This is a genomic window from Skermania piniformis (assembly GCF_019285775.1).
GTDB lineage: Bacteria > Actinomycetota > Actinomycetes > Mycobacteriales > Mycobacteriaceae > Skermania > Skermania pinensis.
On sequence record NZ_CP079105.1, the window covers coordinates 2,735,643 to 2,762,611 of the forward strand.

Consider the following 26,969-nt stretch of genomic DNA (forward strand, 5'->3'; position numbering starts at 1 on the left):
GCACGAGAAGTACTCGCACGGGCCGCGATCGGAAGGGACTCAGCTGTCGTCGGCCGCCTTGCCGCCGCTCGGCTTCTTCTCCAGCACAGCGGTGGCACCACCCCGGCCGACCGCCGCGGATTCACCTTCGGCATCCGCATGATGGCCGGAGCCCCAACCGACGTGCGCTTCAGCCCGCATCCGCTCGACCATGTGCGGGTAATGCAGCTCGAACGCAGGCCGCTCGGACCGGATCCGGGGAAGCTCGTAGAAGTTGTGCCGTGGCGGCGGGCAGCTCGTCGCCCACTCCAGCGAGTTGCCGTAACCCCACGGATCGTCGACCGTGACGACCTCGCCGTATCGGTAGCTCTTGAAGACGTTCCAGACGAACGGGAGCGTCGACGCACCGAGCACGAAGGCACCGATGGTGGAGATGGTGTTCAGCGTGGTGAATCCGTCCGCGACCTGATAATCGGCGTAGCGGCGTGGCATGCCTTCGTTGCCGACCCAGTGCTGGACCAGGAACGTGGTGTGGAAGCCGATGAACGTGGTCCAGAAATGCCACTTGCCCAGCTTCTCGTCCATCATCCGGCCGGTCATCTTGGGGAACCAGAAGTAGATGCCGGCGTAGGTGGCGAACACGATCGTGCCGAACAGCACGTAGTGGAAGTGCGCTATCACGAAGTACGAATCGGTGACGTGGAAGTCCAGCGGCGGGCTGGCCAGGATCACCCCGGAGAGACCGCCGAACAAGAACGTGACCAGGAATCCGACCGAGAACAGCATCGGTGTCTCGAAGGTCAGCTGGCCGCGCCACATGGTGCCGATCCAGTTGAAGAACTTCACCCCGGTCGGAACCGCGATCAGGAACGTCATGAAGCTGAAGAACGGCAACAGGACCGCACCGGTCGCGTACATGTGGTGCGCCCACACCGCCACCGAGAGCGCGGCGATGCCGATGGTGGCGTACACGATCGTGGTGTAGCCGAAGATCGGCTTCCGGGAGAACACCGGGAATATCTCGGACACGATGCCGAAGAACGGCAACGCGATGATGTACACCTCGGGGTGCCCGAAGAACCAGAACAGGTGCTGCCAGAGCAACACGCCACCGGCAGCCGGGTCGTAGATGTGCCCACCCAGGTGGCGATCGACCGCCAGGCCCATCAGCGCGGCGGTGAGCAGCGGGAAGGCCAACAGCACGAGCAAGCTGGTGATGAAGATGTTCCAGGTGAAGATCGGCATCCGGAACATGGTCATGCCGGGGCACCGCAGCGTGATCACGGTGGTCGCCATGTTCACCCCGCCGAGAATGGTGCCGAGGCCGGATACTGCCAGACCCATGATCCAGAGATCGGCTCCGACGCCCGGCGAGTGCACCGCGTCGGTGAGCGGGCTGTATGCCGTCCACCCGAAGTCGGCGGCGCCGCCCGGGGTGATGAAGCCGGCAGTGGCCATGCTCGCGCCGAACAGGTAGAGCCAGTAGCTGAAGGCGTTCAGCCGGGGGAACGCCACGTCCGGTGCACCGATCTGCAGCGGCAGGATCACGTTCGCGAAACCGAACACGATCGGCGTGGCATAGAACAGCAGCATGATCGTGCCGTGCATGGTGAACAGCTGATTGAACTGCTCGTTCGACAGGAACTGCAGCCCCGGCCGGGCGAGCTCACCTCGCATCAGCAGCGCCATCAAGCCGCCGATCAGGAAGAACGCCACCGATGTGACCAGGTACATGATGCCCAGCACCTTGGGGTCGGTGGTGGTCAGCATCTTCCAGACGTAGGAGCCCTTAGGGCCCACCCGGGCCGGGTAAGGGCGGACGGCGTCGAGCTCGGGAGCCGGACGGGGTTCGACGGCAGTCACTGATCCTCCTCGAAAGCCTCCGGTCGCCCGCAGGCTCCGCTGCTGTATCCGATCCCGACAGTCGCTTCGACCCGAGGGACGGAACTGTCGGCATGCGCTTCATGAATCGTAAACCGTCGGCCGACGGCTCGTGGGACGAGGTCCTACCCTGTGTCGTACTAGATACTGTCGCTCGACACCCACCGTCCGTCAACCGCTTCGGTCCGACCGTTTCCACCGGTCACCGACACCTTGTACGCTCGGGCGTCGTGCGAGCCCGCGTCCTGACGACCGCCACCGCTCTGGCCGCTACCGCTCTGCTCGGCACCGCAGTGCTGGCCGGGTGCGGCGGCAGTAGCAACGGAACCGACGAGCCGAATCAGGTGGTGCGCACGACGACCGCCATCGCAGGCGCCGGAATCGTCGGCATCGACCGCGACACCAGCACCGCCTGCCCGTCGCCGACCGCGCCGGAAACTGCCGATCCGCAGCGGATCGTGGCGCTCAGCACGCAAGCGCTCGATACCGCGTGCGCGCTCGGGCTCTGGGAACGGGTGGTCGGGGCGGCCGTCGACGACGGCGCCACCGGCCGGCCGGGCTATCTCGGCTCCGGCATCGCCACGATCCCCGGCGTGGGTTCACCCGACGCTCCGGATGCCGCCAAGATCGGCGAGCTGCGTCCGGACCTCATTCTGGGCGGAAACGAACCGGCCGGGGGCGGGGCCGCAGACCCACTGCAGGCTATCGCCCCGACGATCTTCGTCCGTGCCGGCGATGACTGGGAGCAGCAGGTTCGGACCCTCGGCGGCGCGCTCGGTCGCCCCAATGCCACCGCCGCCGCCCTGGACGACTACCGGCAGGCCGCGCGCACCGCCGGCGGCGATCTGTTCGCGGGACAGACCCAGGCGTCGGTCGTGCGGTTCACCGACAGCGGCGGCACGGTCGCCGGGACGGACGGGTTCGCCGGACGGGTGCTGGCCGATGTCGGCGTGCAACGGCCACCCGCCCAACGCGGCGCGTCGTTCCCGCTGGACACCGACGATCCCGCCGCCGCCGAGGGCGACGTGGTGTACGTGTCGTTCGCCGGGCCGGCCGGCGAGGAGCACGGCGCAGACGTCATGCAGTCGGACGGGTGGAAGAAGCTGAGCGCGGCGCACGACAAGCGGGTCTGGTCGGTCGCCGACGAGATCTGGCACGGGTCCGGGATCGTCGCCGCCCGTGCATTGGTGACCGACCTCCGCGATTCGTTGAACTACTACGGGAGCTGACCCGTTCGGTCCCCGAGTTCATCCGAGCCACTGCTCGACTCCGGTCGGCGTTCGATCGAACGGGCGCTCACCGGCCGGCCCGAGGCCCATTTCAGGCGATAACCGGCTCGCCGCAGCGGACGGCCGCCTAGAAGTCCCAGTCCTCGTCTTCGGTGTTGACCGCCTTGCCGATGACGTAGCTGGACCCGGACCCGGAGAAGAAGTCGTGGTTCTCGTCCGCGTTCGGCGACAACGCGGACAGAATCGCCGGATTCACGTCGGTCTCGTCGCGCGGGAACAACGCCTCGTAACCGAGATTCATCAGCGCCTTGTTGGCGTTGTACCGGAGGAACTTCTTGACGTCCTCGGTCAGCCCGACGTCGTCGTACAGGTCCTGGGTGTACTCGACTTCGTTGTCGTAGAGCTCGAACAACAGCTCGAAGGTGTAGCTCTTCAGCTCGTCCCGCTCGGCGTCCGAGAGCGCTTCCAGCCCCTTCTGATATTTGTAGCCGATGTAGTAACCGTGGACTGCCTCGTCCCGGATGATCAGCCGGATCAGATCGGCGGTGTTGGTCAGCTTCGCCCGGCTGGACCAGTACATCGGCAGGTAGAAGCCGCTGTAGAACAGGAAGCTCTCCAGCAGCGTCGAGGCCACTTTCCGTTTCAGCGGCTCGTCGCCGCGGTAGTAGTCCATGACGATCTGCGCCTTACGCTGCAAGTTCGGATTCTCCTCCGACCAGCGGAACGCGTCGTCGATCTCTCGGGTGGAGCAGAGCGTAGAGAAGATCGAGCTGTAACTCTTGGCGTGCACCGACTCCATGAACGCGATGTTGGTGTAGACCGCCTCTTCGTGCGGAGTAACCGCATCTGGGATCAGGCTGACCGCACCGACCGTGCCCTGGATGGTGTCCAGCAGGGTCAGCCCGGTGAACACCCGCATGGTCAGCTGCTTCTCGGCCGCCGTCAGGGTCGCCCACGACGGGATGTCGTTGGACACCGGGACCTTTTCCGGCAACCAGAAATTGCCGACCAGCCGGTCCCACACCTCGGCGTCCTTCTCGTCCGGCACCCGGTTCCAGTTGATCGCCGACACCCTGTCGATCAGCTTCATTGCACTAGGTCCCTTCTCCGTCGCCTGTCCCTGCGAAAGCTACTCCTTGTGGTCGACTCCATGGCAGACCCCAATGGGTGGTGTCTCGGCCGCACTCAGCTCACCTGCACGAGATCGAGGATCGCGGCGGCAGCGGTCCGGTCGCCGAATACCTCCACCTCGCCCAGGCCACGCCGACGCCAGACCGTGAGCAACAGGTCCGACGTCGTAGCGCGCACGGCCGCGTCGCCCTCGGCGTGCGCGCGAGTGTAGGTCACCCCGTCACGGGCTACGGTCAGCAGCCACTCACCGTCGGGGTAGTCGGTCGCGTGCAGGTGCAGGGTGCGGCCGACCAGGTTATCGGGGACGGCCCCGGGCTCGGCGAGAAACCGCGGCACGAAAAGTCCGAGCCACTCGTCGATGCCGTCGGCGGCAAGCACAGCAGCGATCGGGCGTTCGTCGCCGGGCCGTACGGCGGAATCGGCGTCCCATCGGTGCACGGCGAGTTCGTGCGCTTGGCGGCGCAGCCAGAACGCCACGTCGCGCTCGCCGACGAAGGTGGGGGCCGGGGTGTCCGGGGTGGTGTGGGCGAATGCGGCCACGAGCCCATCCAAGCTCTCCTGATACCAGTCCGATACTGCCGTTCCGGGCGGCGCCTGGTCGGCCCGGATACCGCGCGGACCGTCGGTCCGCAGGATCTTGGTGGTGGCCCAGCGATGCACCGCACCGACATGGGCGATCAGATCGTGCACCGTCCATCCCGGGCACGACGGCACCGCGGCGTCCAGGCTGTCGGTCGGGGTGGCGGCCAGCGCCGCACCCTCGGTGCGGATCGCGGCCAACCAGGCGTCCGGTCCGGTCATGCCTGGCACCCTACGGCGGCGCGGCGACGTAGGCCTCGATCACTCCGCGCCGGATCGGCACCGGGAACACTTCGCTCGGACTGCCGAGCGGCCCCGAGGAGAAGGAGACGGCGCACCCAACCAGGGGCGGCCGCTCGGCTATGACCTGGTTCGGGTAGCGCGCAGGATCACGTCATCCACGTGGTGGGTGCTCGCCGCGCCGGCCGGGCGCGGGCGGGTCTCGTAGGTCTCGATCCGCCAGGTATCCGGTTGAGCACGAAGCGCTTCGGCGATCTCGTCGACGCCGACGAACGCCTCCAGGTCGAACATCCGGGTCTGGGTCGCCACATCGACCGGCTCCCGCATCGGGGCCTGGTCGTGGTGGACCACGAGCAGCGTGCCGCCCGGCGCGACGGCGTCGAGCAGGCTGCGCAGACCGCGCTGATCCGGCGAGCGTTTGAAGGAGCCGTACTGCAACGAGACCAGATCGAAGGTCGCCGAGCCGAACGGGGCCGGATCGCCCGCATCGCTTCGCACCAGATCGACGGCGAGTCCGCGCCGCTCCGCCTCGGCTCGCGCCCGGTCGAGCGCACGCGCGGAAATGTCGGTGGCGGTGACCTTCCAGCCCTGCTCGGCCAGCCACAACGCGTCCGCACCCTCACCGGCACCGACGTCGAGTGCCCGGCCCGGAGTCAGTTCGATGACCTCGCGCACCAGGGTGCCGTTCGGATTGCCGCTCCACGCCCGCTCCGGCCCAGAGTAACGGTGGTCCCAGTCGACCGCCTCGCCGGAACGACGGGCACCGCGCAGGTCCTGCTCGGCGAGGCTGAACGCGATCATCGCGCCGACCTGACTTCCCTGGGCGGCCGCGGGCAACACCTGCAAGCTCGGGTCGGTGAGGTTGCCGGCCGCATAGATCCCCGGTACGGCGGTCTCGCCGCGCGGATCGACCGCCAGCACGTCGCCGGCCCCGGACGGATGCGGGGTGGTGGCGAGCCCGACACCGGCGAGGACGTCGGCTCGGGCGCGAAAGAGCGCGCCGACCACCACCGCGTCGGCGTCGAGGACCCGGCCGTCGGTCAGTTCCACCCCGGACACCGTGTCGTCGGACCGGGTGAGCACCCGCCGCACGGCGCTCCGTTCGATCACCACCCCGGAGCCGGCCAGCGCGTCGACCATCTCGGTGTCCACTCCGGCCGGCTCGTGCAACACGACGGTCAGTCGGTCGGTCAGATGCCGGAACAGCAGGGTCGGGTGCAGACCCGACGGGTGGGTGACGATCTGCACCAGGCGCTGGTCACGCACCTCGAAACCGTGGCAGAAAGGGCAATGGATCACGCCGCGGCCCCACTGTTCGGCGACCCCGTCGATATCGGGTATCTCATCGCGCAGCCCGGTGGCCGCCAGCACCCGCCGCGCCACCAGCGTGTGCCCGCCGGTGAGATCGAGCCGAAACCGTCCGTCGTCGAGCCGCCACACTCCGGTGACCCGCCCGGTCAGCACTTCCCCGCCGTGGCCGCGCACCTCGGCACGCCCGGCCGCGCGCAGATCATCGGGCGCAATCCCCTCGTGTCCCAGGAAACCGTGCATATGTCCGGCCGCAGCATTGCGCGGGGTGCCGTCGTCGACCACCACGACACCACGCCGCTGCCGGGAAAGCTGCAGTGCAGCGGCCAGTCCGGCTGCCGAGCCACCGATCACCGCGACGTCGCAGTGCCGCTCGATCGTCGGCGGTCGGCCGGAATCGTGCTGATGGTGGTCGTGCTGCTGATGATGGTCGGGACAGCCCTCGCCGCGGCGCTCGCTCATAGGGTCGACGGTACGGCGCGTCACCGCGGCGGGCCGCCCACACCACTCGGCGGCGGGCCGCCCAGACCACTCGGCGGCGGGCCGCTCGGCGGCTCACCACCCGGGCCACCGGACCCTGCCGGCCCGCCGGAACCTCCCGGCGGCCCACCCGGACCACCACCGGCACCGGGGGCCTGGGTGTTCTGTGACTTGTCCGCCACGCCGATAGTGATCGACACTTCGGTCCCCGACTGCGGCGTGCCGGACACCGTCGCCAGCTCCGCATCCCACCCGTCGCTGAAGACATTGTCGCTGGACAGCGACACCCGCGACAGGTTCTGCACGCTCTGCTCGTAACCCGCAGTCGCATAAACCGACTCGCACACCTCTTGCGGCAGAGCAATCTGCGAGGTGAGCCGCGCATTGTCCCCGGCCACCGCCGATTCCAGCGAGTCGAACACCTCGAAGTGAATGTGCGGCCAACGGCCGGAGTAGCAGGCCGGGAAGATCGAGGTGAACCTGACCACCCCGGACGCATCGGCTACCTGGACCCCGCGTAGATAGTTCTGGTCCTTCACGCCGTAGAGCGAGTACTGTCCGGCGCGGTCGCAATGCCAGACGTAGATCGCCATCCCGGCGCCAACCACCCCGTTCTTCGCAAGATCCTGCATCGTCATCGTTAAGGTCATCGAAACACCCTGCGCTGTACCTGAATACGATCCGAAGCTAGCTGTGATATCAGAACGGACGACGCCGGACTCGATCAGCACGTTGGGCCCGTTGCTGCCGTCACCGGGATAGGGGCCTGCGGTCTCTTCCGGAGCGGCGGCGACGGTTCCGGCCGCACCAGACGCGGCCGTCGTGCCGGAGTTTACGCCGGTCGTGGCCGTCGACGCCGTACCCGAATCCGTGCCGCCGGTCGAGCACGCCGCGGCCACGGTTGCGGTGCCGGCCGCGCCGACCAACGCCAGCAACCGCCGCCGCGACATCACCCGCAGGTCATGGGCCAGACCCAGATCATGCTCGTGCATCAGCACTGCCACCTTTCGTCGTCGCGATGTCTTCCCCGCGATGTCGCTACGACGCTAGAAGCTCCGGGAACCCGATGCCCGGATGTCGGCTGGAAGTCGGCTGTGAGTCCGCTGGGTGGCTGAGCGCGACAGCTACTGCGATCGCGTGCGGCGGGCGCAGCGCGGATCGGTCACCGCACACCGGACACCCGCGATCAGCCGGTCGATGTCGTCGATCGTGGTGCCGAGTCCGATCGACGCGCGTACCGCTCCGTCGGAGCATCCGAGCGCGGCAAGCAGCGGATGCGCACAGAACTTTCCGGCCCGAACACCGACGCCGAACTCGTTCGAAAGCAACTCGGCGACCGCCGCCGGATCACAGCCGGCCACGACGAAGGACACGATGCCGACGACGTCGCCGTCGTCGTGCCAGATACGCAACGTGCGCAGCCCGTCGATGCTCTCGAGACCGCGCCGCAGGCGATCGGTCAGCGTCTGCTCGTCGCGGACGAGCGCCCCCCGATCCGTGGCCGCCAACACCTCGCAGGCAGCGGCGAATGCGATGGCGCCGAGCACATTCGGAGTTCCACCTTCGTGCCTGGCGGGACCGGTGTGCCAGTCCACACCCGACCGGGTAACCGCTGCCGAAGCACCACCGCCGGCGAGGTACGGCGGGGCGGCGTCGAGCCAGTCGGCGCGACCGATCAACACGCCGGTACCGAACGGCGCGTACAGCTTGTGGCCCGATGCCACCAGATAGTCGATCCCACTGGCACAGAGGTCGATCCGGCGGTGCGGCGCGAGCTGGGCGGCGTCGATCAGTATTCGGGCGCCGTGCCGGTGTGCCAACCTGGCCAACTCCCCGATCGGGAGCACCTCGCCGGTGACGTTGGATGCCCCGGTCACCGCGAGCAACGCGGCGGGCCGAGCCGAAAGCTCCTGCTCGAGCGCCGCCAGCGTGTCGGACCGGGTCGCGGCGACCGGGACCACCCGGCGTCGGGCCCACGGCAGGAAGTTGGCGTGGTGCTCGATCTCCAACACCACGACATCGCCTGGTACACAACGGGACAACAAGTTCAGCGCGTCGGTGGTGTTGCGGGTGAAGCAGACGTGATATCCGGGTTCGGCGGCACCGAAGAACCGGGCGATCGTGTCGCGGGCTCGCTCGTAGCGGTCGGTAGTGACCCGCGACGGCGCACCGGCACCACGATGCACACTCGCATAGCTCGGCAGCGCCGACCGCACTGCGTCGACCACCCGTTCCAGCGCCGGCGCGCTCGCCGCATAGTCGAAGTTCGCATACGCGCAGGTTCGGCTGTCGGCCAAAGGAACTCGGAGACCGTCATCCACCAGGCGAAGCGTCGTGGTGTCGACTCGCTCGTCGACGGCGAGGGCAACATCAGGATCGATCAGCAGGGTTGTCATGGCATATCCTTCCGATGAAGGACTCGCTCGTGAGGAGTCCGCGCTTGCCACGGGCCCATGTGGACGCGCGACCTGGTCGTCACCCGGAGCACCCCACCGCGGAGGAGGGTTGCCGTCCAGCGAGCCGGGGCTTGATGCTGGAACTCATGACCTGGCATAGAGATTGGCAGAGGTTCGGTGGCGCTGTCAAGCGCAGTTCGTTCGGACGGGCGAAGTAGTCCGCTGCGTGGCCGGCCGCCGACGCGACCCCTGCCCGGCCACGACCGCGACAACCAGTTTCTGGATCACTTCCACACCCGGTCCACGGCGCCAGTCCGGTCCGGCAGGCGAGATCAGGCCCGCGCTGAAACCGCCAACGACCGGTGCACCGGCCCCGCCACACTCTCGGCGGCATCGGCGAGCACCGTGGCAACCTGGCCCCGAGACACCTTGCGTCCGACGACCTCGCCGGTCTCCGACACGAACGCACCGGCGCCGACTCGACTGTCGTGCAGGTGAATCGGCTGCACGATCACCCAGTCCAGCCCGCTGGCCCGCACGAGCTGCTCCTGCCGTTCATGATCGGCGGCCTGCCCCTTGATCAGCACGGCGAAGAACAGCCGGTCGACCACTCCGAGCCGGCCGGCGGTCGCTCCGACACCGTAGGTGCTCTGCACCACGAGCCGATGGATCCCGTTGCGCTGCATGGCAGCAATCACATGACGGGTGCCGGCACTACGCACATCCGCGGCGGTGCCGGCGGGACCACGCAACCGGACCCGCAGTGGGTTCTCGCTGATGCCCAGTGCGATCACGACCGCGTCATGACCCGGCACCACCGCGTCCACGGCCGCCGGATCGGTCGCATCCCCGTCGACAGCCCGCAGTTGTGGCGCGGTAGCCAACCCGCTTGCGTGCCGGGAGAACGCAGTGACCCGATGGCCGCGAGCGAGCAACTCGGCGACCACCGCGCGGCCGCTACCACCGGTGGCTCCGATGACCAGTACGTTCATGGCGAACACATCCTCTCTACGGTGATGCTCCACGGCGAGAACATCGACATAAGTCCACGCTAAGCGTCCTGTTGCGGACGATCTATGCCAGATAGTCTCGATGACATGTCCATTCGTCCCGATCCTCCGGATCAACCGTGGCAGCCACGGGACCGGCTCGGCGAGGCGCTCTACCTGGTGCGGATGCGCGGGGTGTTCTATTCGCAAACCGACGCGACGGCACCGTGGGGCCTGGACCTCCCCCCGTTCGCGGACTGCCTCGCCTTCCACGTGGTCACCCATGGCCACTGCCGGCTCGAAGTCGCGGACTCGCCGCCGGTGCTGCTCCGCGCCGGCGATCTGGCACTGGTACCGCACGGCCGGGGCCATCTGCTGCGCAGCGAAGCCGGTGCCGCGATCATCGGCCGGGTGGACGAGCTCCCCCAGCTGATGGTGAGCGAACACTATTCGCTGTTGCGTTGCGGTGGCGGTGGGGCGGCTACCACGCTCATCTGCGGGGTCGTCGGTTTCGACGAGCCGGCAGTCGGCCGGGTGCTGGACGTGCTGCCGCCGGTCATCCACGTCGAACCCGGCGACGCGCAGGCCCGCATCCAGGATGCGGTGCGGCTGATGACAGCCGAACTCCGCGAGCTACGGCCCGGCGGCGAAGCGGTTACGACGCGACTCGCCGACATCCTCGTTATCGAAGCCATTCGCTCCTGGCTCGAGCTGGACCCGGCCGCACACTCCGGATGGCTGGGCGCCCTGGAAGATCCGCAGATCGGCCGGGCGATCGGCGCGGTGCACCGGAATCCAGGCGGGCCCTGGACGGTCGAGTCGCTCGCCCGGGAGGCGGCGATGTCCCGCTCCGCTTTCGCCGCTCGATTCACCGAGCTCGTCGGCGAGTCGGCGATGCGGTATGTCACCCGGTACCGGATGGAACTCGCGCAAGCCCGCTTGGCGCGCGGCGACACCACGGTCGCTGAGGTCGCCCGGAACCTCGGCTATCTGTCCGAAGCATCGTTCAGTCGAGCCTTCACCCGCGCGACCGGCAGCACGCCCGGAGCACTACGCCCCCGCGCCGCAGGCTGACGAGACGACCCATCAGGGAGACCGGGATACCCGTACCGGGCCTTCTTGTCGAGAAGATCCGCACTCCCCGACTTCAGAGCATGCAGCTGACGCAGCCCTCGACCTCGGTTCCCTCCAGCGCCATCTGCCGCAACCGGATGTAGTAGAGCGTCTTGATCCCCTTGCGCCACGCGTAGATCTGCGCCCGGTTGAGGTCGCGGGTGGTGGCGGTGTCCTTGAAGAACAAGGTCAGCGACAGGCCCTGGTCGACATGCTGGGTGGCCGCGGCGTAGGTGTCGATGATCTTCTCGTAGCCGATCTCGTAGGCATCCTCGTAATACTCGAGATTGTCGTTGGTCAGGTACGGCGCCGGATAGTAGACCCGGCCGATCTTGCCTTCCTTGCGGATCTCGATCTTCGAAGCGACCGGGTGGATCGAGCTGGTCGAGTGATTGATATAGCTGATCGAACCGGTCGGCGGCACCGCCTGCAAGTTCTGGTTGTACAGCCCGTACTCGGCCACGTCGGCTTTCAGCGCGGACCAGTCCTGTTGAGTCGGAATCGCCACCCCCGCATCGGCAAACAGCTGCGCGACCCGCTCGGTCTTCGGCAGCCACGCTCGTTCGGTGTACTTGTCGAAGAACTCCCCCGACGCATACTTCGATTCCGGGAACCCTTTGAATTGCGAACCACGTTCGCGAGCAATCCGATTCGATGCCCGCAGAGCGTGGTACAGCACGGTGTAGAAGTAGATATCGGTGAAGTCGATACCTTCCTCGGAACCGTAGTGGATCCGCTCGCGAGCGAGATAGCCGTGCAGATTCATCTGACCCAGCCCGATCGCATGAGAATCATTGTTGCCCTGCTCGATCGAGGGAACCGAGTTGATGTGGGTCTGGTCCGACACCGCGGTCAACGCCCGGATCGCCGTCTCGATGGTCTGCGCGAAGTCCGGCGAGTCCATCGCCTTGGCGATGTTCAACGAACCCAGATTGCACGAGATATCCTTGCCCACTTCGGAGTAGGACAGATCGTCGTTGTAGTGGGACGGTGTCGACACCTGTAAGATCTCCGAACACAAGTTCGAGTGAGTGATCTTGCCGGCAATCGGATTCGCCCGGTTCACCGTATCCTCGTACATGATGTACGGATAGCCGGACTCGAACTGCAACTCCGCGATGGTCTGGAAGAACTCCCGTGCCTTGATCTTCGCCTTGCGAATCCGTCGATCGTCGACCATCTCGTGATACTTCTCGGTCACATCGATGTCGGCGAACGGCACGCCGTGGATGCGCTCGACGTCGTACGGCGAGAACAAGTACATGTCTTCGTTGCGCTTTGCCAGCTCGAACGTGATATCCGGGATCACCACGCCCAACGACAGTGTCTTGATCCGGATCTTCTCGTCGGCGTTCTCCCGCTTGGTGTCGAGGAACCGATAGATGTCCGGGTGGTGCGCATGCAGGTATACCGCGCCGGCCCCCTGACGGGCGCCGAGCTGGTTGGCGTAGGAGAACGAATCCTCCAGCAACTTCATGATCGGGATGACCCCGGAGGATTGATTCTCGATCTTCTTGATCGGCGCACCGTGCTCCCGGATGTTGGACAGCAGCAGCGCCACCCCGCCGCCCCGTTTGGATAGCTGCAGCGCCGAATTGATTGCTCGCCCAATGGATTCCATATTATCTTCGATGCGGAGCAGGAAACAGCTCACCGGCTCACCGCGCTGTCGCTTACCCGAGTTGAGGAAGGTCGGCGTGGCCGGCTGGAAACGGCCGGAGATGATCTCCTCGACCAATTGCCTGGCCAGCGTCTCGTCACCGGCGGCCAGAGTGAGCGCCACCATGCAGACGCGGTCCTCGAACCGCTCCAGATATCGCTTGCCGTCGAACGTCTTGAGCGTGTACGAGGTGTAGTACTTGAACGCGCCGAGAAAAGTCGGGAACCGGAACTTCTTCGCATAGGCCAGATCCAGCAGGGACTTTACAAAATTGCGGGTGTACTGGTCGAGCACTTCGCGCTCGTAGTAGTTCTCCCGGATCAGATAGTCGAGCTTTTCGTCGACGTTGTGGAAGAACACCGTGTTCTGGTTCACGTGCTGCAGAAAATATTGCTGCGCGGCTGCGCGGTCCTTGTCGAACTGGATCTCGCCGTCCGGTCCGTACAAGTTCAGCATCGCGTTCAGTGCGTGGTAATCGAGCTCCCCAGCCGAGTCGTTGTCGCGAACGGCGACGTGCTCTATCCGGCCCGCACTTCCGGCCGGTGCAGTCGTTGCTGTTGCCAAAACAACCCCAATCCCTTACGGACACGCTCGACGTCGTCGACCGTTCCCATCAACTCGAATCGGTACAGATACGGCACCCCACACTTGGCCGAGATCACGTCGCCGGCTGCGCAGTAGGTGTCGCCGAAGTTGGTGTTGCCCGCCGCGATCACACCGCGCAGCAAGCCGCGGTTGTGCGGGTGGTTCAGGAAACGCACAACCGGCTTGGGCACGAACCCACGATCGCGGCCCGCGATGTGCATTCCGCCGCCATATGTGGGCGTGATGAGCACGAACTCCCCATCCACGCGAAAGTCGCCGGAGCGATCGTGCAGCGGGATGCGCGTCGCGGCGATCTCCAACCGATCGACGAACCGCCGGGTATTTTCCGATGCGCTGGAAAAGTACACCACCTGCCGGGGTGGCTCACCGTCCGAGCGCCGCCCGAAAGACCCGGGCTCGGAGCATCGCGCCGACTTTTCGTTCATTCAGGCTCCGCCCGAACGTCAGGCCGCGACCGCGAGCGATCTGATCCGGTCCGGCCGAAAACCGGACCAGTGCGCGTCGCCGGCCACCACGACCGGAGCCTGCAGGTAACCCAGCGCCATCACATAGTCCCGGGCGTCCGGATCCTCCGAGATATCGACCACCCGGTAGTCGATCCCTTCCTTGTCGAGGGCCCGATAGGTGGCATTGCACTGGACACATGCCGGCTTGGTGTACACCGTGATCGTCATCGGGTTCCCCTCGGTACTGGTTATGCGCTTGCTCGGCGCCGCTGCCGATCGCCGCCCGCGGCGGGTCGATCTTCCGGACACACATCTGCCGATCACACCGCTCGTACGGCGACCCAACTACTGCTGGACGAGGCCTTGCGGCCCCTCACTGCCGTACAACCTCGGTGCCCTCCAGACACTACACCTTGTGTCCGACACAGTCACCTGACACGACATATTGCGACTCACACGGATGAAACTCCCTGGTCGTAACCTCGTCGAGTCCGGCGCGTCCGCCTCCGATCGGCGTGTCGCGACGACGACACGACGCAGCTGCCGAACCTCATCCGAGCAGGGTCAGTCGGAGCGTGCTCGGGAGGTGATCAGCACGATGTCGTCATGGACCGCAGCCTGCAGCGCGCCCAGCACCTCGCCCGGGTCGATCATCTGCTCGGCCACGAACCGGGTGTTGGCGGCGGACAGCTCCCGGTTGCCCGACCGCGCGATCAGCTCGTCGATCCGACTGTCCAACGACACCGTCCGATCGACAGCGGCGAGCGCACGAACGCGTTCCTCGGCCGCGGCAAGTACGTCGCCGATCCGGCCCAGCGCCCCGACCCGATCCACCAGCTGATCCCACACCACCGCCAACGCGGCCTGCCGACCCTCGGCGAGCTCGGGACCGTTCACCGCGGCACTACCGACCGCGACCAGATCTGCCTCGATCTCCTGCAACGCGACCGTGTCGACAGCGATCTGGACCAATTCGTCGGCGAGATCGAGCTGTAGCCGCTGCACCGCGAAGCAGTCGGATTGCCAAATTTCGGATCTGTCGATCCGGTCGAACCAACTCGCGGCAAGGAACAGCAGGGTGTCGTACCGATCGGCAAACCGGCGTTGCTCACCGGTTGGCACGGTCAGATACTTGGAGATCCGAGCTACCACGGAGTTCTCGGACAGGCGAACCGCGCGCGCCGACGCATCGGCCGCCGCACCGCGCAGCTGCTCGGTCGTCGACGGCGCGAACGGAACCGGCGTTCGGGACAGCGCGGTCACCACGGCGGCGCGTTGTCGCGGCTCCAGGTGCACGCCGAGCCTTCGGTCACGTCGGATACCTCGAATACCGCTGGCGTAATGCCCCGACCCCGACTCCACCGTCGACCGGAGCGTCTGCAACCGTCGCCCCAGACCCGCCGCTCGATAGTCGATCATCGCCGCGACCGCACCACCCTGCAGCCGGCCGGTCCGCTCCCGCAGCCTGGCCAGCTCGTCGGTCAGCCGCCGCAACATCGCATAACCGCCGATCGACGGCAACGGCCGATCCGCCCGATGCCGCGCCAGCAGCACCGCGCGGGTTTGCTCATCCACCCGCGCGGAAGCGATCAGCACTGCCGCCGCATCGGAGATTTCCGCGGGCCATCCGGTATCGAACGGGCCGTCGATCCGGGCCTGCGCACACCACAGCCGCACCTGCGCGAGTCGCTCATCCGTCATTTGTGGGCCTCCTCTTGCCGACCCCACCCACTGTCCCAGAACGATCCGGCGGGTATCCCGGATCAGCCGGGCGCTATCAGCTCCTGCACGACGTCGCGGAGCGCGGCGGGCCCGCCCGGCGATATCGATATCGAGCGCGCACGATCGACCAGCAGATAACGGCCGTCGTCGAGAACATCGAGCCAGCGGACGTCGCGACCGTCGCCGGTGTCGCGCGCGCCGAGGGACGCGCCCGGGTACACCTCGATCCGCCCGATCCCGGTGCGAGGACGGGCCAGCAGCCGAGTGGCATCGGCGACCGGCGTCGGACCGGCATCCGCGGGACGTAGCCAGGACGTGGCTCGGGGCTCGGGGCCATCCCCCGCAGGAAGCTCGTCGTGGTCGACGTCGATGCGCTTTTGTGTACCGGCACGAACGTTCGGCAATGCGCGCGCGACGGCGTCGCCGCAGCCCACGCGCTGAACCCGCGTTACCCGCACCGAACCACCGCTGGTCCGGCCGGCTCCCGGATTTTGCTGCGCCAGAACCGCATCCGCGCCTCGCATGGCGGCATACAGACGAACTTTGTCGGCATCGCCAGGCCCGACGAGTCCGCACACGTGGATGCGCACATCCGGATTCATCATCACGACGAACGCCTGATACAGCGCTTCGTCCAACTGATCCTCGAACTGTTCGGACGCCGAAATACATTGCCGCGTATAGCGTGCCATCTCACTGGTCGTCGAGCGATACTGGAACGGATACGGCGGGTCGGCACCGAACGACCGCCAACCGACCTGATAGGTCAGTGGATGAAAGGTCCACGCCGTCATCGGTCCGCAGGTCCGGACGGATCGTCCGGCGACTCGACATCGGTCACGGCTCCGATCACGGGCGTACCCCAGCGCCCGGCCTGCCGTGCGATCCATTGTCGTAGTTCGTCGTTCGCCAGATAGTCGGGCGCGGTGCGCCCGCGATCGTCGTCACCGTTACCACGCCCACCCAAGGGCGCCATACCCATTCCCGGGTAACCCGGCCGGCCGGGGACGGCCGTCGGCGAGCGACCGGTCGCTCCAGCACCTGGGGCGACCCCGCCGAGCAGCGGGGAGCCGAGTGCACCGGAACCCGATCCACCGGGTATCCGGTCCCCGCCGGAAACGCCGCTCCCGAGGCCGGCGACACCGGGGGCACCCGGGGTGAACGAGCCCGCGCCCGGCGGCCCGACGCCCGAACTCGTCCCGCAGGTACCGGTTCCGGGCAGTGCAGCCCCCGAGCCGACCGATGGCCCGTAATCGGCGGCCACGGTCTTCCCCGGACTATCGGATGCCGCGGCATCCGTGCCCGAGCCGACTCCATTCGAGCCACGATCTACTCCGGCAGCGCCGGCACGATCTGCAGCACCCGTGTCGCTGCCGGGGACAGCCACGGCATCGGTTGTGGCACCGCCCGCAGACCCCTCGCCCGCAGACCCCTCGTCCGCCCCGATGGAGCCGCCGTAGCCACGTTCGTCGAGTTCGGTCGATCCACCGTTCGAGTCGACCATCGAACCGTCCCCGGCGCCGCTACCCCATCCGGTCGTCCCCGCGCCCGAATAGCTCGAACCGTATGTACCGGAACCTACTCCGGATGAATCGTCACCCGAACCAGCCGAGCCCTCACTCGACGATACCGACCGACCACCACCAGCCGATTCCGCGGTCGAGCCGCCACTCACGGGACCTGGACCGCCGGCAATCGGCGAGTTCACCGCAGGGAACACCGGAAGCCCCTGCGCGGTCGGGACGATGCCGCCGCCGTAGTAGACGGTGTCGAGAAAATGCACCGCCTGTTGCCTGGCGGCGTCACGCCGTTCGTCGTCCCATCCGTCGGCGCCGACCAGACCGGCGAGTCGTCCCGGCACCGTCTCGGCAGGTTCCGGCGGCAGATCCAGCTTGGTCCGATCCAGTGAGTCGACCAGCAAACCTATCTGGCGGGCAACCAGATTGGATGCATCAGCCATTCCGTTCGCATCCCGGGCATAACCCGCGATAGCGGCGGCGGCCGCCGCACCGGACGCGCCCTGCCACCGGTCGGCGATCGCGCGACCGATCGTGGCCGCCAAGGTCGCGAACACGTCGGCAACCCCGTTCGCCGCGCGCGCCCACTCCTGCCGAAATCCGTCGACCGATTCGGGCTGGATCGGCTGCACATTGGCGACCAGCTGAGCGTGTTCGAACGCATCGAAATTGGTGGGCTGCACCACACGGGGCTCGACGACCAGCCCGGCCTACTGCGGCAGAGCAGAAAGGTCCGGCGGCCCGGAACCCGCCGGGCCGACGAACTGTTCCGGCTTGCCGGTGATCACCGGCAGACTCTGTAAGTTTGCCACCACCTGATCGATGCCCGGGATCAATGGCTGCGGCGACGGCAGATAAGGAGCGGACATCGGTCAGCCGACGATCTGGCTCGTCACCCGAGCAAAGGCGTCGCTGGTTTCCTGATCGGTGGTCAGCGAGTCCGCTACCTGAGCACCGACCATATCGTGGATCGCGCGGAGACAGACGATGTGCTCGTCCAACCGATCCACGAACTGCTGGGCGACGTCGGCCAGGATCTGCGCCAGTTGAGTACCGCAAGGAAATTCGCCGAGCGGAAGCATTTCCTTACGACGAAACATCGCCTGCCTGCGCTCTGTCAGCCCCTCGACCGCTTCCGCGCAAGCTCTGGCGGCGTCCTCGGCGACTTCCGCGTCCAACAGAACATCACCCGCCTTCGCCAAGGCGGCATAAGAAAGGAGTACATCTACTCCGGACGAAGCGACGAACATCGCGACCCTCCCCCGATGGGCACCGATACTGATTCGACGCTAGCCTCAGCGGGGCATCGCTGCAACTACCACGTCGCCGACTCGGTACGCCCAGACACACATCGGAGTGGTGTCCTCGGTGAACGCAGTGCGTGAGACTTGCATGAGCGCTATCCCAGCGGGCTCCAGCGGGACGACCAAGAAGCAAAAGGATCCGGTCCGATCCCCCTCATCTCGATATGTGGTAACCGTACGATTGCCAACAATCGCATCATGAAAATCGTGGTTTCCCTGACCCGAATGAACTTGCTCGATCGTGGCCCCCGCGATCGCCGTGAGTGTCATGAAGAGGTCGTCATTGTGCCACTCGCAGCTGAGTTCGCCGGCCCCGTTGACCAGCGACGCCGAATCGCGGGTCGCGGGATCCAATCCGGCCCGCCGGATCACATCGTCGGACAACGAGCACGGGTCCCACGGCGCCGCTCGGGCCGACCGCACCGCCGTCCCGTCGACGCTCCGCCCACACCCCCCCACCAGCACCATCGCCGTCAACAGCACAAGCGCGACGACGAAACCTGATCTCCGAACCACCCTCATCGACAACCCCCGTGTCAACGCGGCCGGGTTCCGACTTATCGACTACACGCCCCCGGCAGTAGCAACCTGAACATCTCACCCACCTGCGCCCCGCCGATCGCCGGGTCGGCAGCACGCTGAAAGCCGACCCCCAACGCCATACCGACCAACCCGAGCGCGAGGAGGTCGCGGTCCACTCCCGCCGACTCGTCGACGAATCGATCGATCAGTCGGCGGCACAGCGCCCGTAGTCGGGCGTGCCGCTCGACCGTCGCAGCCCGATTGTTTCCGCCGCTCAACGCCGCGACCTCGATCTCCAACTGCATCCAGCGCGGGTCGCCGACGGTCGCCTCGGCCCAGGTCGACAACGCGTCGATCAGCCGATCGGGCGGCTCGGTTTCGATCAGCTCGGCGAGCCGTCGCTCCTCCCGGCGATACAGCTCGTCCACCACCGCGATGCCCATCGCGGCCTTGTCGGCAAAGTTGGAGTACACCGCGCCGCGGGTATAGCCGGCCGCCGCGGCGACTTCGTCCAGCGACGTGGTGCGAAATCCTTCGGTCAGAAACAATTCCACCGCGGCAGCGACAACCGCGGCGCGCGTCCGTTGCTGGCTCTGCGCGCGGGTGAGCCGTTCCCGGCGGACGACGGTCACGCCGGCAGCTTCTCGTATCGGTAGTCGTCGAGATCGAATCGCGCGCTCCGCCATATTGTCTCGGCAGTAGTCGCGGCACGGATCGGCACGTCGCCGTGCTTGTCGAAGTAGTAACTGTTCGCACCGTCGCAGCCCGGCCGGAAGAACACCTGATTGCCCCGCCGACCGAGCATCGCGGTGAAATACCGGTCGTTCGCCTCCGTCGTTATCTCGACTCGGGTCGCCTCGGCGTCACGTGCCTTCCCCAGGCACCGCGTGATGTGCCGCATCTGGGTTTCGATCAGATTGAAGTAGGACGAGCCGTTGTACCCGTAGGGCCCCAGAATCAGGAAGAAATTCGGGAACCCGGGGACGCTGACGCCCTCGTACGCCTGGAATCGATTGCTGTCCCAGAACTTCTCCAGGTCGGCGCCGCGCGATCCGATCACCGGAAACGGCGGCATGTTGCCGGCTTCGAAAACCTTGAACCCGGTGGCCAGGATCAAGACGTCGATCTCGTGCTCGACACCGTCGACGGTTCGAATACCGGTCGGCGTGATCCGCTCGATCGGCGAGGTCTCCAGCAGCACGTTGTCCCGATTGAATGTCGGCAAGTAGTCGTTGGAGAAGCTGGGGCGCTTGCAGCCCAACCCGTACCGTGGAGTGAGTTTGTCCCGAACGACCGGATCGCGCACCTGGCGGCGGAGGAAGTCGCGCCCCTGACGCTCGCCTACCTTGGCCACCGGCACCAGACCCGCGAAGTGCGCGGCAACCGGAAACGTCAGTTCGACGAACGCCTGACTCGCCACCCGCGCGACGCTCTCGACCCCCGGCACCCGGCCCAACAGTTGCCGGCCCAACCACGGAATCGGTGCGTCGAGCTTGGGCAGACACCAGATCGGCGTCCGCTGGAACACGGTCAGCTGGGCCACCTGCGCGGCGATCGAGGGAATGATCTGCACCGCGGAAGCACCGGTGCCGATGATCGCCACCCGCTTGCCACGCAGATCGAGGTCGTGATCCCACCGGGCGGTGTGGATCACATCGCCGGTGAAGTCGTCCGAGCCGGCGATGTCCGGTCGCTTCGGCTGGGTCAACACACCGGTTGCACCGATCACGAACCGAGCGGTGATCTGCTCCCCACCGTCGGTCCCCAATCGCCACAGATGCGCGTCGTCGTCGAACTCCGCGGCGACGACGCGCGTGTTCAGTCGCGTGCGCGCGCGCAGGCCGTACTTGTCCGCGCAGTGCTCGGCGTAGTCCTTGAGCTCGCTCCCGGGCGCATACACCCGGGACCAGGGACGTTGCTCGAACGAAAACTGGTAACTGAACGACGGGATATCGACGGCGACACCGGGATAGGTGTTCCAGTGCCACGCGCCACCGAGCCCGTCGCCCGCCTCCACCAGCAAGTAGTCGTGGATGCCGAGCTCGTCGAGCTTGATCGCCGCGCCGATTCCGGAGAAGCCACCACCGACGATCACAGCCTGGTGATCCGGAATCGAGATGTTCTGCGTATCCACATACGCAGAGTATCCAAGTTGTCCGGCACCCGCTACCCTCGACGACGATGAACGAAAGCACTACCCCCGAGCTGCTGCTGCGCCGAGTCCCGATCACCACCGAGGTGACCCGGGTCGGCGCCACCGCCTGGCAGGCGGCGATCGGTGGCGGACAGGTTCTGTTGGACGGCTTGCGTCGACGGCCGCTGGCCGCCGCGGCGGCACACGCCACCCGGGACCGATTCGCCGCGCTCGGCCCGACCTACGTCAAGCTGGGCCAACTCATCGCATCCAGCCCTGGGGTGTTTCCCGGCGTGCTGTCCGAGGAGTTCCGCACCCTGCTCGACCGGGTGCCGCCGGCCGACCCCGGCACGATCCATGACGTACTGCTGGCCGAGCTGGGTGCACCGCCCACCGACGTATTCGCCGAGTTCGATCCGGTGCCGATCGCATCCGCATCGATCGCGCAGGTACACCCGGCACGACTGCATTCGGGCGAGCGGGTGGTGATCAAGATCCAACGGCCCGGTATCGAAACCCGGCTCGCCGCCGACCTGCAGATCCTGGAGCGGGTAGCAGCCACCGCCGAGCTCTCACGATACGGCCGGATGGTCAGCGCCACGGAAATCGTCGACGACTTCGGCGCCAATCTGCGCGACGAGCTGGACTTCCGCACCGAGGCCGCCTCGATCGACGAGTGGCGCGCGTGCCTGGCGGGCACCCGGTTCGCCGATCGGGTGCGTGCTCCGCAGGTGCACTGGGACCTGACCACTACCCGGGTCCTGACCATGGAGTACGTCGACGCGATCCGAATCGACGACGCCGCGGCGGTTCGGGCAGCCGGACACGATGGCGTCGACCTTCTTCGTACCCTGTTGCTTTCGCTGCTCGAATCGGCATTCCGCGGCGGAATCTTCCACGGCGATCTGCACGCGGGCAATGTCCTGGTCGATCCCGAGGGCCGGATCGTGTTGTTGGACTTCGGGATCGTCGGGCGATTCGACGACCGTACCCGGGTGATCCTGCGCCGGCTCCTGGTGGATCTGATGGTGCGCAACGACTTCGATGCGGCCGGTCGAGCCTTGTTCCGGCTCGGCGCGGTCCGTCGAACCAGCGATCGGTCCGCCGAAGATATGCGCCAGTTCACCGCGCCGCTGCGCCGTACCAGCCTGGCCAACGTGTCCTACACCCAGCTCGGCCGCCAACTGGCCGAACTGGCCAAGGCCTATGATGCGAAGCTGCCACGCGAACTGGTACTGGTCGGCAAGCAGTTGCTCTACGTCGAGCGATACATGAAGCTGCTCGCGCCGCGTTGGCGCCCGCTGAACGACAGCGAGGTCATGGGATACATGAGCGGCTTGATAGTCCAGGCCGAGCGGGAGCGCGCCACCGGCTGAACCCACCTCGCCCTGTGCACAACCAATCGGTAGTTCACAGTTGCCCGCCGACCGCGGCGGCGGGAACATCCGGCCCACGATGATGAGCCGATGGGGGTAGGCAACGAACCGTTTCCCGGTTCGTGGGCGATCGCGAGCGGCGCGTTGACCAGGTGGGAGCTGCGGCACGACTATCGACGGATCTTGCCGGACGTATATGTCCGTAGGGGTGTCGTCCTGGACGCCGCCGGGCGGGCCAAAGCCGCGTCCCACTGGGCGAAAGGCCAAGGCGTTCTGGTCGGCCTATCCGCGGCAGCCTTGCACGGTTGTCGCTGGCTCGATCCCGAAGCTTCCGCCGAGATCACCCTGCCGACCCCGCGTCATGCGCCCGCCGGCATCGTCAGTCGACGAGAGCTTATCGCCGATCACGAGATGTGCTGGATCGACGGATTCCGGGTGACGAATGCTGCCCGGACCGGGTTCGACCTGGGCCGCCGCCACGACCGGATCCCCGCGGTGATCTTGCTCGACGCCCTGTGCGGTGCCACCGGAACCGATCCGGCGCAGATCGCCGCGCTCGCCGACCGCCGCCGCGGTGCCCGCGGCGTGCGTCGACTCCGCGAACTTCTCGATCTGGTGGATGGCGGAGCCGAATCGCCCCAGGAGACGCGCACCCGACTGATGTTGATAGACGACGGCCTTCCCCGACCGACCACCCAGATCAGGATTCGGGACACGACCGGTCGGGTGGTGGCGCGCGCCGATCTGGGTTGGGAACCGTGGCGGGTGGCCGTCGAATACGACGGCGCGCACCATTGGAACGACGCAGCCCAGCGAGCCTGGGATATCGAACGCGCCGAACTCGTGCGTGAACTCGGCTGGCGAATGGTGCGCGTCAGCTCGGCGCAACTGCGGACCCGTCCCTGGATGATCTGTGATCGTGTACGTGCCGCCCTGGCTGCATCGGGCGCGCCGACGGAGCACTGACGGATTTCTCTTCTCGCACGATGCCGCCGAGATTGCTCCCTCGACGAGATCAGGCCAGGCGCAGTGTCGCCAGCGCGGCGGCGTGCAGGGCGCGACCGTAGCCGGGACCGTGCCCGGCAGCATGCACGGCAAGCGGATGCAGCTGGTGCACCGGGACCCGGTCCTGCCAGCCCGGCCGAAGCGGATGCGTTTCTCGATAGCCGGCGATGATCTCGTCGAGCTGCGGGCAGCCGAACAGCGCCAGCATCGCCAGATCGGTTTCCCGATGTCCGCCATGCGCAGCAGGATCGATGAGCACGGCGCCACGCTCGGCGACCCACATGACGTTGCCGTTCCACAGGTCGCCGTGAATCCGGGACGGCGGTTCCCGATCGTCGAACGTCCCCTCGGCGATCACTGCGCAGGCACGCTCGATATCGACGAGCGAATCGGGGTCGACATGGCCGAGGTCGACCGCGGTCCGGACGAACGGCAACACGCGTTCGGTGACGTAGAACTCACCCCAGCGGGCGTGCTGGACACTGCTCATCGGCCGGTTGCCGATGTAGCACCGGCCGGTGAAATCCTCAGGTGGGCAGCCGAATTCGCCGCTCACCCCGGAATCGTGCACCGTCGCCAACGCTTGCCCGAACGCGTGTGCGGTGGCCGCCGACGGCGGCGCGGACACCAGCAGCTCGAGTTCGATGCATCGGGGACCGACAGCGCGAACCTCTACCGTCGGCGCGCCGCCCGCAGCCAACCATCGCAGCCCCGCAGCTTCCGCGGCGAAAAAGTCGTCCGGTGCATCCGGCGACGACTTCCGATACCCGACCGACCCCATCCCCCCACGCTACCGCCCGACGGCACGACTCAGCCGCCGGCGAACGGCGGCAGCACGTCGACTCGCGTACCCACCGGGGTCGCCGGGTCGCGGGTCAGCTGATCGCCCACGAGATAGGCCGATACGCTCAGCACTCGGGCCATGGTTGCGCCGTACTTGGCAGTGAGCACCCGCTGCAACTCACCGACGGTGGCCGCGTCCAGCGTCTCCCCCGGCTTACCGGCAACGTCGGCCGCTGCGGCGAAATATCGGACTTCAACCACCGATCGCGCCCATCGACCGCTCCGGTGGCGCGAAGCCGGCCGCGTCGATTCCGTGCCCGGCCCACTTCTGCCACATCGCGTCCCGCCACAGCCGCGCCAGCTCACCGTCACTCGCGCCGCTCCGCAGGGCACCGCGCAGATCTACCTCGTGGTCGCTGAACAAGCAGGACCGGACTCGTCCGTCGGCGGTGAGCCGAGTCCGGTCGCAATCGGCGCAGAACGACCGGGTGACCGAGGCGATCACGCCCACCGTCGCCGGGCCGTCGTCGATCCGCCAGAACTCCGCCGGCGACGCCGGATCCGGCCGGCCGACCGGGGTCAGCGCGAACCGGGTACCGAGGACGTCGAGCAGATCCGCGGCAGTCACCATCGATGTGCGGGTCCAGGCACGGTCGGCATCGAGCGGCATCTCCTCGATGAAGCGCAGCTCGCACCCTTCGCCCAAGCACCAGTCCAACAGGTCCGACGCCCCGGCCACGGTATCGGGCATCAGTACCGCATTGACCTTTATCGGGGTCAGCCCGGCCCGGCGCGCGGCACGGATCCCGGCCAGCGCGTCGGGCAATCGGTCCCGCCGGGTGAGTGCGGCGAAACCCGCCGGATCGATCGTGTCCAGCGAGATGTTCACCCGGCTGAGCCCAGCGGCGGCGAGTCCGGCCGCCCGATGCCGCAGACCGACCGCATTGCTGGTCATGGTCAGCGGCAATGTCGGCAGCCGATCCCGGCAGCCACCGACGATCTGCTCCAGGTCACGACGCATCAGCGGCTCACCGCCGGTGAACCGCACCTCACGCACACCCAGCTCGGTGACCGCCAGCACCACCAGCCGGACGATCTCGGCTGCGGTGAGCACGTCGGCGCGTGGGATCGGCGGCAAACCCTGCTCCGGCATGCAGTACGTGCAGCGCAGCGAACACTTCTCGGTGATCGACACCCGTAGGTCACGGGCAGTCCGGCCGAACCGGTCGAGCAGGTCGGGCACATCCGGTCGGTCGACGGCCGGCAGGCCCCCGCGGACCACCGGTATACCCATCTCGACCAGCGACATGGCCACATTATGCCCGGGTTTCTTCCGCGCGCCCGAGTCGGCGACAATGCACCACATGACGCGCACCGTGGACGATCACGCGGCTGCCGTGGCCGGCTTGCTGCACCCGTTGGCCGCCCGACCGGTAGAGCCGGTCCCGGTTCGACTGGCGGCCGGGCGACGCAACGCTACCGAGGTTCGTTCGCCGGCGGATCTGCCGGCTTTTCGTAACTCGCAGATGGACGGATATGCGGTTCGGGCACAGTCGATCGCAGACGTGCCGGTCACATTGCCGGTCGACGCGACGGTGGCCGCCGGCGCAGTCGCAGCTCCGCTGTCGGCGGGCGCAGCAATGAAAGTGATGACCGGCGCACCCATCCCAGCCGGTGCGGATTGTGTCGTGCCGGTCGAAGACACCACCCGGCAACCCGACGGCCACGTCCGGATCGAGCGGACCCGAGCAGCCGGCGAGTACGTCCGGGAGCAGGGTGACGACGTCCGAGCGGGGGCGCTGCTGGTACCGGCCGAAACCGGGTTGCGGCCGCGACACGTGGCCGCGCTGGCCGCGGTCGGGCTGACGCAGATCGAGGTCTACCGCCGGGTACGGGCCGTCGTGATCACGACCGGCGACGAGCTGACGCCGGCCGGCACGCCCCTTCGACCGGGTCAGGTCTACGACTCCAACGGAGTCGCCTTGGCGACGTACCTGGCGGCCGACGGAGTCGAGGTGGTGACGGTTACCCACGCTCCCGACGAGCCGGAGCGGTTGCGCGGGCTGCTGGACGACGCAGCGACGCGTGCCGACCTGGTGCTGACCTCCGGCGGGATCTCGATGGGCGACTTCGAGGTGGTCAAGGCGACACTACAGCCGCTCGGTGGCGAATTCGGCCATGTCGCAATGCAACCGGGCGGGCCGCAGGGGCTGTCGGTGCTGCACGGAATCCCGGTGCTCAGCTTTCCGGGCAATCCGGTGAGCACTGTGGTCTCGTATCTCGTGTTCGCCCGGCCGACGCTGCGCACGCTCGCCGGCCTGGACCCGGTCGCACCGCGGACACTGCCCCTGCTCGGCGAGCTGAACTCGACGCCCGGCAAGCGCCAGTTCCGCCGGGGACGAATCGCCGGCCACGGGGTCGAACCGGTCGCCGGACCGGGCTCGCACCTGATTGCCGCGATGGCACGAGCCGACGTGCTGATCGATCTGCCCGCCGACGTGACCGCAGTCGCCGCCGGCTCGGATGTGCGAGTGTGGGCGTTGTGAGCCTTACCCACGTCGACGACGAC

26 protein-coding genes and 1 riboswitch are annotated in these 26,969 nt (G+C 67.1%); of the genes, 5 read left to right on the top strand and 21 right to left on the bottom strand.

Annotation, left to right across the window (positions count from 1 at the left end; translation table 11 throughout):
* Positions 1-39: 39 nt before the first annotated feature.
* The gene (gene ctaD, locus KV203_RS12675; protein ID WP_217995940.1) at positions 40-1,842 is read right to left on the bottom strand and encodes an aa3-type cytochrome oxidase subunit I; all 1,803 of its coding nucleotides are present in this window, start codon (positions 1,840-1,842) and stop codon (positions 40-42) included.
* A gap of 248 nt (positions 1,843-2,090) precedes the next feature.
* On the opposite strand from ctaD, the gene KV203_RS12680 reads away from it, so the two are divergent.
* On the top strand, positions 2,091-3,089 hold the full coding sequence (locus KV203_RS12680) for an ABC transporter substrate-binding protein (RefSeq protein ID WP_066467475.1): 999 nt from the start codon (positions 2,091-2,093) through the stop codon (positions 3,087-3,089).
* Positions 3,090-3,216: 127 nt separating this feature from the next.
* Here the strand turns inward: KV203_RS12680 and nrdF are convergent, their stop codons facing one another.
* The 6 genes from nrdF to KV203_RS12710 form a co-directional block, all read right to left on the bottom strand.
* Positions 3,217-4,179 carry a class 1b ribonucleoside-diphosphate reductase subunit beta gene (gene nrdF, locus KV203_RS12685; RefSeq protein ID WP_066467477.1) on the bottom strand — a complete coding sequence of 321 codons (963 nt, stop codon included), beginning with the start codon at positions 4,177-4,179 and terminating at the stop codon, positions 3,217-3,219.
* A 95-nt stretch (positions 4,180-4,274) separates the two neighbouring features.
* Positions 4,275-5,021: a maleylpyruvate isomerase family mycothiol-dependent enzyme gene (locus KV203_RS12690; protein WP_066467478.1), complete on the bottom strand. Its 747-nt coding sequence runs from the start codon at positions 5,019-5,021 to the stop codon at positions 4,275-4,277.
* 138 nt (positions 5,022-5,159) lie between these two features.
* Positions 5,160-6,809 (bottom strand): bifunctional NAD(P)/FAD-dependent oxidoreductase/class I SAM-dependent methyltransferase, encoded by a 1,650-nt coding sequence (locus KV203_RS12695; protein ID WP_066467479.1) that lies wholly within the window; start codon positions 6,807-6,809, stop codon positions 5,160-5,162.
* 20 nt (positions 6,810-6,829) lie between these two features.
* Positions 6,830-7,819: a peptidase associated/transthyretin-like domain-containing protein gene (locus tag KV203_RS12700; RefSeq protein ID WP_066467768.1), complete on the bottom strand. Its 990-nt coding sequence runs from the start codon at positions 7,817-7,819 to the stop codon at positions 6,830-6,832.
* 132 nt (positions 7,820-7,951) lie between these two features.
* Entirely contained in the window at positions 7,952-9,223 is a 1,272-nt protein-coding gene (locus KV203_RS12705) for an aminotransferase class V-fold PLP-dependent enzyme (protein ID WP_066467480.1), read from the bottom strand.
* A 35-nt stretch (positions 9,224-9,258) separates the two neighbouring features.
* Positions 9,259-9,375, bottom strand: a riboswitch (SAM riboswitch).
* Between the two features lie 180 nt (positions 9,376-9,555).
* Entirely contained in the window at positions 9,556-10,215 is a 660-nt protein-coding gene (locus KV203_RS12710) for an NAD(P)-dependent oxidoreductase (RefSeq protein WP_066467770.1), read from the bottom strand.
* Between the two features lie 105 nt (positions 10,216-10,320).
* On the opposite strand from KV203_RS12710, the gene KV203_RS12715 reads away from it, so the two are divergent.
* Entirely contained in the window at positions 10,321-11,286 is a 966-nt protein-coding gene (locus KV203_RS12715; protein WP_066467481.1) for an AraC family transcriptional regulator, read from the top strand.
* Between the two features lie 73 nt (positions 11,287-11,359).
* Here KV203_RS12715 and nrdE read toward each other — a convergent pair whose 3' ends face one another.
* The 11 genes from nrdE to KV203_RS12770 form a co-directional block, all read right to left on the bottom strand.
* Positions 11,360-13,441 carry a class 1b ribonucleoside-diphosphate reductase subunit alpha gene (gene nrdE / locus KV203_RS12720; RefSeq protein WP_066467483.1) on the bottom strand — a complete coding sequence of 694 codons (2,082 nt, stop codon included), beginning with the start codon at positions 13,439-13,441 and terminating at the stop codon, positions 11,360-11,362.
* A gap of 62 nt (positions 13,442-13,503) precedes the next feature.
* The gene (gene nrdI / locus KV203_RS12725) at positions 13,504-14,016 is read right to left on the bottom strand and encodes a class Ib ribonucleoside-diphosphate reductase assembly flavoprotein NrdI (RefSeq protein WP_083529828.1); all 513 of its coding nucleotides are present in this window, start codon (positions 14,014-14,016) and stop codon (positions 13,504-13,506) included.
* 18 nt (positions 14,017-14,034) lie between these two features.
* Positions 14,035-14,265 (bottom strand): redoxin NrdH, encoded by a 231-nt coding sequence (locus KV203_RS12730; RefSeq protein ID WP_066467487.1) that lies wholly within the window; start codon positions 14,263-14,265, stop codon positions 14,035-14,037.
* A 336-nt stretch (positions 14,266-14,601) separates the two neighbouring features.
* The gene (locus KV203_RS12735) at positions 14,602-15,738 is read right to left on the bottom strand and encodes a hypothetical protein (protein WP_066467489.1); all 1,137 of its coding nucleotides are present in this window, start codon (positions 15,736-15,738) and stop codon (positions 14,602-14,604) included.
* Between the two features lie 62 nt (positions 15,739-15,800).
* On the bottom strand, positions 15,801-16,553 hold the full coding sequence (locus KV203_RS12740; RefSeq protein ID WP_066467491.1) for an ESX secretion-associated protein EspG: 753 nt from the start codon (positions 16,551-16,553) through the stop codon (positions 15,801-15,803).
* Entirely contained in the window at positions 16,550-17,959 is a 1,410-nt protein-coding gene (locus tag KV203_RS12745; protein WP_157079685.1) for a hypothetical protein, read from the bottom strand. The genes KV203_RS12740 and KV203_RS12745 overlap by 4 nt, the downstream gene beginning before the upstream one ends.
* A 27-nt stretch (positions 17,960-17,986) precedes the next feature.
* Positions 17,987-18,145, bottom strand: a complete 159-nt coding sequence (locus tag KV203_RS12750; RefSeq protein ID WP_157079686.1) for a hypothetical protein — start codon at positions 18,143-18,145, stop codon at positions 17,987-17,989.
* 3 nt (positions 18,146-18,148) lie between these two features.
* Positions 18,149-18,526 carry a hypothetical protein gene (locus KV203_RS12755; protein ID WP_066467495.1) on the bottom strand — a complete coding sequence of 126 codons (378 nt, stop codon included), beginning with the start codon at positions 18,524-18,526 and terminating at the stop codon, positions 18,149-18,151.
* Between the two features lie 45 nt (positions 18,527-18,571).
* Positions 18,572-19,102 (bottom strand): DUF3558 family protein, encoded by a 531-nt coding sequence (locus tag KV203_RS20085; protein ID WP_066467497.1) that lies wholly within the window; start codon positions 19,100-19,102, stop codon positions 18,572-18,574.
* Positions 19,103-19,137: 35 nt separating this feature from the next.
* Positions 19,138-19,734: a TetR/AcrR family transcriptional regulator gene (locus tag KV203_RS12765; RefSeq protein WP_066467499.1), complete on the bottom strand. Its 597-nt coding sequence runs from the start codon at positions 19,732-19,734 to the stop codon at positions 19,138-19,140.
* On the bottom strand, positions 19,731-21,215 hold the full coding sequence (locus tag KV203_RS12770; protein WP_066467772.1) for a flavin-containing monooxygenase: 1,485 nt from the start codon (positions 21,213-21,215) through the stop codon (positions 19,731-19,733). The genes KV203_RS12765 and KV203_RS12770 overlap by 4 nt, the downstream gene beginning before the upstream one ends.
* 68 nt (positions 21,216-21,283) lie before the next feature.
* Between KV203_RS12770 and KV203_RS12775 the strand changes: the two genes are divergently transcribed.
* Positions 21,284-22,612 carry an ABC1 kinase family protein gene (locus KV203_RS12775; protein ID WP_066467501.1) on the top strand — a complete coding sequence of 443 codons (1,329 nt, stop codon included), beginning with the start codon at positions 21,284-21,286 and terminating at the stop codon, positions 22,610-22,612.
* A 90-nt stretch (positions 22,613-22,702) separates the two neighbouring features.
* The gene (locus KV203_RS12780) at positions 22,703-23,578 is read left to right on the top strand and encodes a hypothetical protein (protein ID WP_066467503.1); all 876 of its coding nucleotides are present in this window, start codon (positions 22,703-22,705) and stop codon (positions 23,576-23,578) included.
* 49 nt (positions 23,579-23,627) lie between these two features.
* On the opposite strand, the gene KV203_RS12785 is transcribed toward KV203_RS12780, so the two are convergent.
* From KV203_RS12785 to moaA, 3 genes are read right to left on the bottom strand one after another with little or no spacing between them, the layout of a single operon-like run.
* Complete coding sequence (locus tag KV203_RS12785; protein WP_066467508.1) at positions 23,628-24,398, bottom strand: fructosamine kinase family protein; 771 nt, start codon at positions 24,396-24,398, stop codon at positions 23,628-23,630.
* Positions 24,399-24,427: 29 nt separating this feature from the next.
* The gene (locus tag KV203_RS12790) at positions 24,428-24,661 is read right to left on the bottom strand and encodes a MoaD/ThiS family protein (RefSeq protein WP_066467510.1); all 234 of its coding nucleotides are present in this window, start codon (positions 24,659-24,661) and stop codon (positions 24,428-24,430) included.
* Complete coding sequence (gene moaA, locus KV203_RS12795; RefSeq protein WP_066467773.1) at positions 24,654-25,709, bottom strand: GTP 3',8-cyclase MoaA; 1,056 nt, start codon at positions 25,707-25,709, stop codon at positions 24,654-24,656. Before moaA ends, KV203_RS12790 begins: the two co-directional genes overlap by 8 nt.
* 55 nt (positions 25,710-25,764) lie before the next feature.
* Here moaA and KV203_RS12800 point away from each other — a divergent pair, with 55 nt between their 5' ends.
* Complete coding sequence (locus tag KV203_RS12800; protein WP_066467516.1) at positions 25,765-26,946, top strand: molybdopterin molybdotransferase MoeA; 1,182 nt, start codon at positions 25,765-25,767, stop codon at positions 26,944-26,946.
* Positions 26,947-26,969: the final 23 nt, after the last annotated feature.

Excerpts from the sequence above, each read along its gene's own strand:
- nrdF (WP_066467477.1), bottom strand. The coding sequence starts at position 4,179 with ATGAAGCTGATCGACAGGGTGTCGGCGATCAACTGGAACCGGGTGCCG.
- KV203_RS12690 (WP_066467478.1), bottom strand. The coding sequence starts at position 5,021 with ATGACCGGACCGGACGCCTGGTTGGCCGCGATCCGCACCGAGGGTGCG.
- KV203_RS12695 (WP_066467479.1), bottom strand. The coding sequence starts at position 6,809 with ATGAGCGAGCGCCGCGGCGAGGGCTGTCCCGACCATCATCAGCAGCAC.
- KV203_RS12700 (WP_066467768.1), bottom strand. The coding sequence starts at position 7,819 with ATGCACGAGCATGATCTGGGTCTGGCCCATGACCTGCGGGTGATGTCG.
- KV203_RS12705 (WP_066467480.1), bottom strand. The coding sequence starts at position 9,223 with ATGACAACCCTGCTGATCGATCCTGATGTTGCCCTCGCCGTCGACGAG.
- KV203_RS12710 (WP_066467770.1), bottom strand. The coding sequence starts at position 10,215 with ATGAACGTACTGGTCATCGGAGCCACCGGTGGTAGCGGCCGCGCGGTG.
- KV203_RS12715 (WP_066467481.1), top strand. The coding sequence starts at position 10,321 with ATGTCCATTCGTCCCGATCCTCCGGATCAACCGTGGCAGCCACGGGAC.
- nrdE (WP_066467483.1), bottom strand. The coding sequence starts at position 13,441 with ATGCTGAACTTGTACGGACCGGACGGCGAGATCCAGTTCGACAAGGAC.
- nrdI (WP_083529828.1), bottom strand. The coding sequence starts at position 14,016 with ATGAACGAAAAGTCGGCGCGATGCTCCGAGCCCGGGTCTTTCGGGCGG.
- KV203_RS12730 (WP_066467487.1), bottom strand. The coding sequence starts at position 14,265 with ATGACGATCACGGTGTACACCAAGCCGGCATGTGTCCAGTGCAATGCC.
- KV203_RS12735 (WP_066467489.1), bottom strand. The coding sequence starts at position 15,738 with ATGACGGATGAGCGACTCGCGCAGGTGCGGCTGTGGTGTGCGCAGGCC.
- KV203_RS12740 (WP_066467491.1), bottom strand. The coding sequence starts at position 16,553 with ATGACGGCGTGGACCTTTCATCCACTGACCTATCAGGTCGGTTGGCGG.
- KV203_RS12750 (WP_157079686.1), bottom strand. The coding sequence starts at position 18,145 with ATGTCCGCTCCTTATCTGCCGTCGCCGCAGCCATTGATCCCGGGCATC.
- KV203_RS12755 (WP_066467495.1), bottom strand. The coding sequence starts at position 18,526 with ATGTTCGTCGCTTCGTCCGGAGTAGATGTACTCCTTTCTTATGCCGCC.
- KV203_RS20085 (WP_066467497.1), bottom strand. The coding sequence starts at position 19,102 with ATGAGGGTGGTTCGGAGATCAGGTTTCGTCGTCGCGCTTGTGCTGTTG.
- KV203_RS12775 (WP_066467501.1), top strand. The coding sequence starts at position 21,284 with ATGAACGAAAGCACTACCCCCGAGCTGCTGCTGCGCCGAGTCCCGATC.
- KV203_RS12780 (WP_066467503.1), top strand. The coding sequence starts at position 22,703 with ATGGGGGTAGGCAACGAACCGTTTCCCGGTTCGTGGGCGATCGCGAGC.
- KV203_RS12785 (WP_066467508.1), bottom strand. The coding sequence starts at position 24,398 with ATGGGGTCGGTCGGGTATCGGAAGTCGTCGCCGGATGCACCGGACGAC.
- moaA (WP_066467773.1), bottom strand. The coding sequence starts at position 25,709 with ATGTCGCTGGTCGAGATGGGTATACCGGTGGTCCGCGGGGGCCTGCCG.
- KV203_RS12800 (WP_066467516.1), top strand. The coding sequence starts at position 25,765 with ATGACGCGCACCGTGGACGATCACGCGGCTGCCGTGGCCGGCTTGCTG.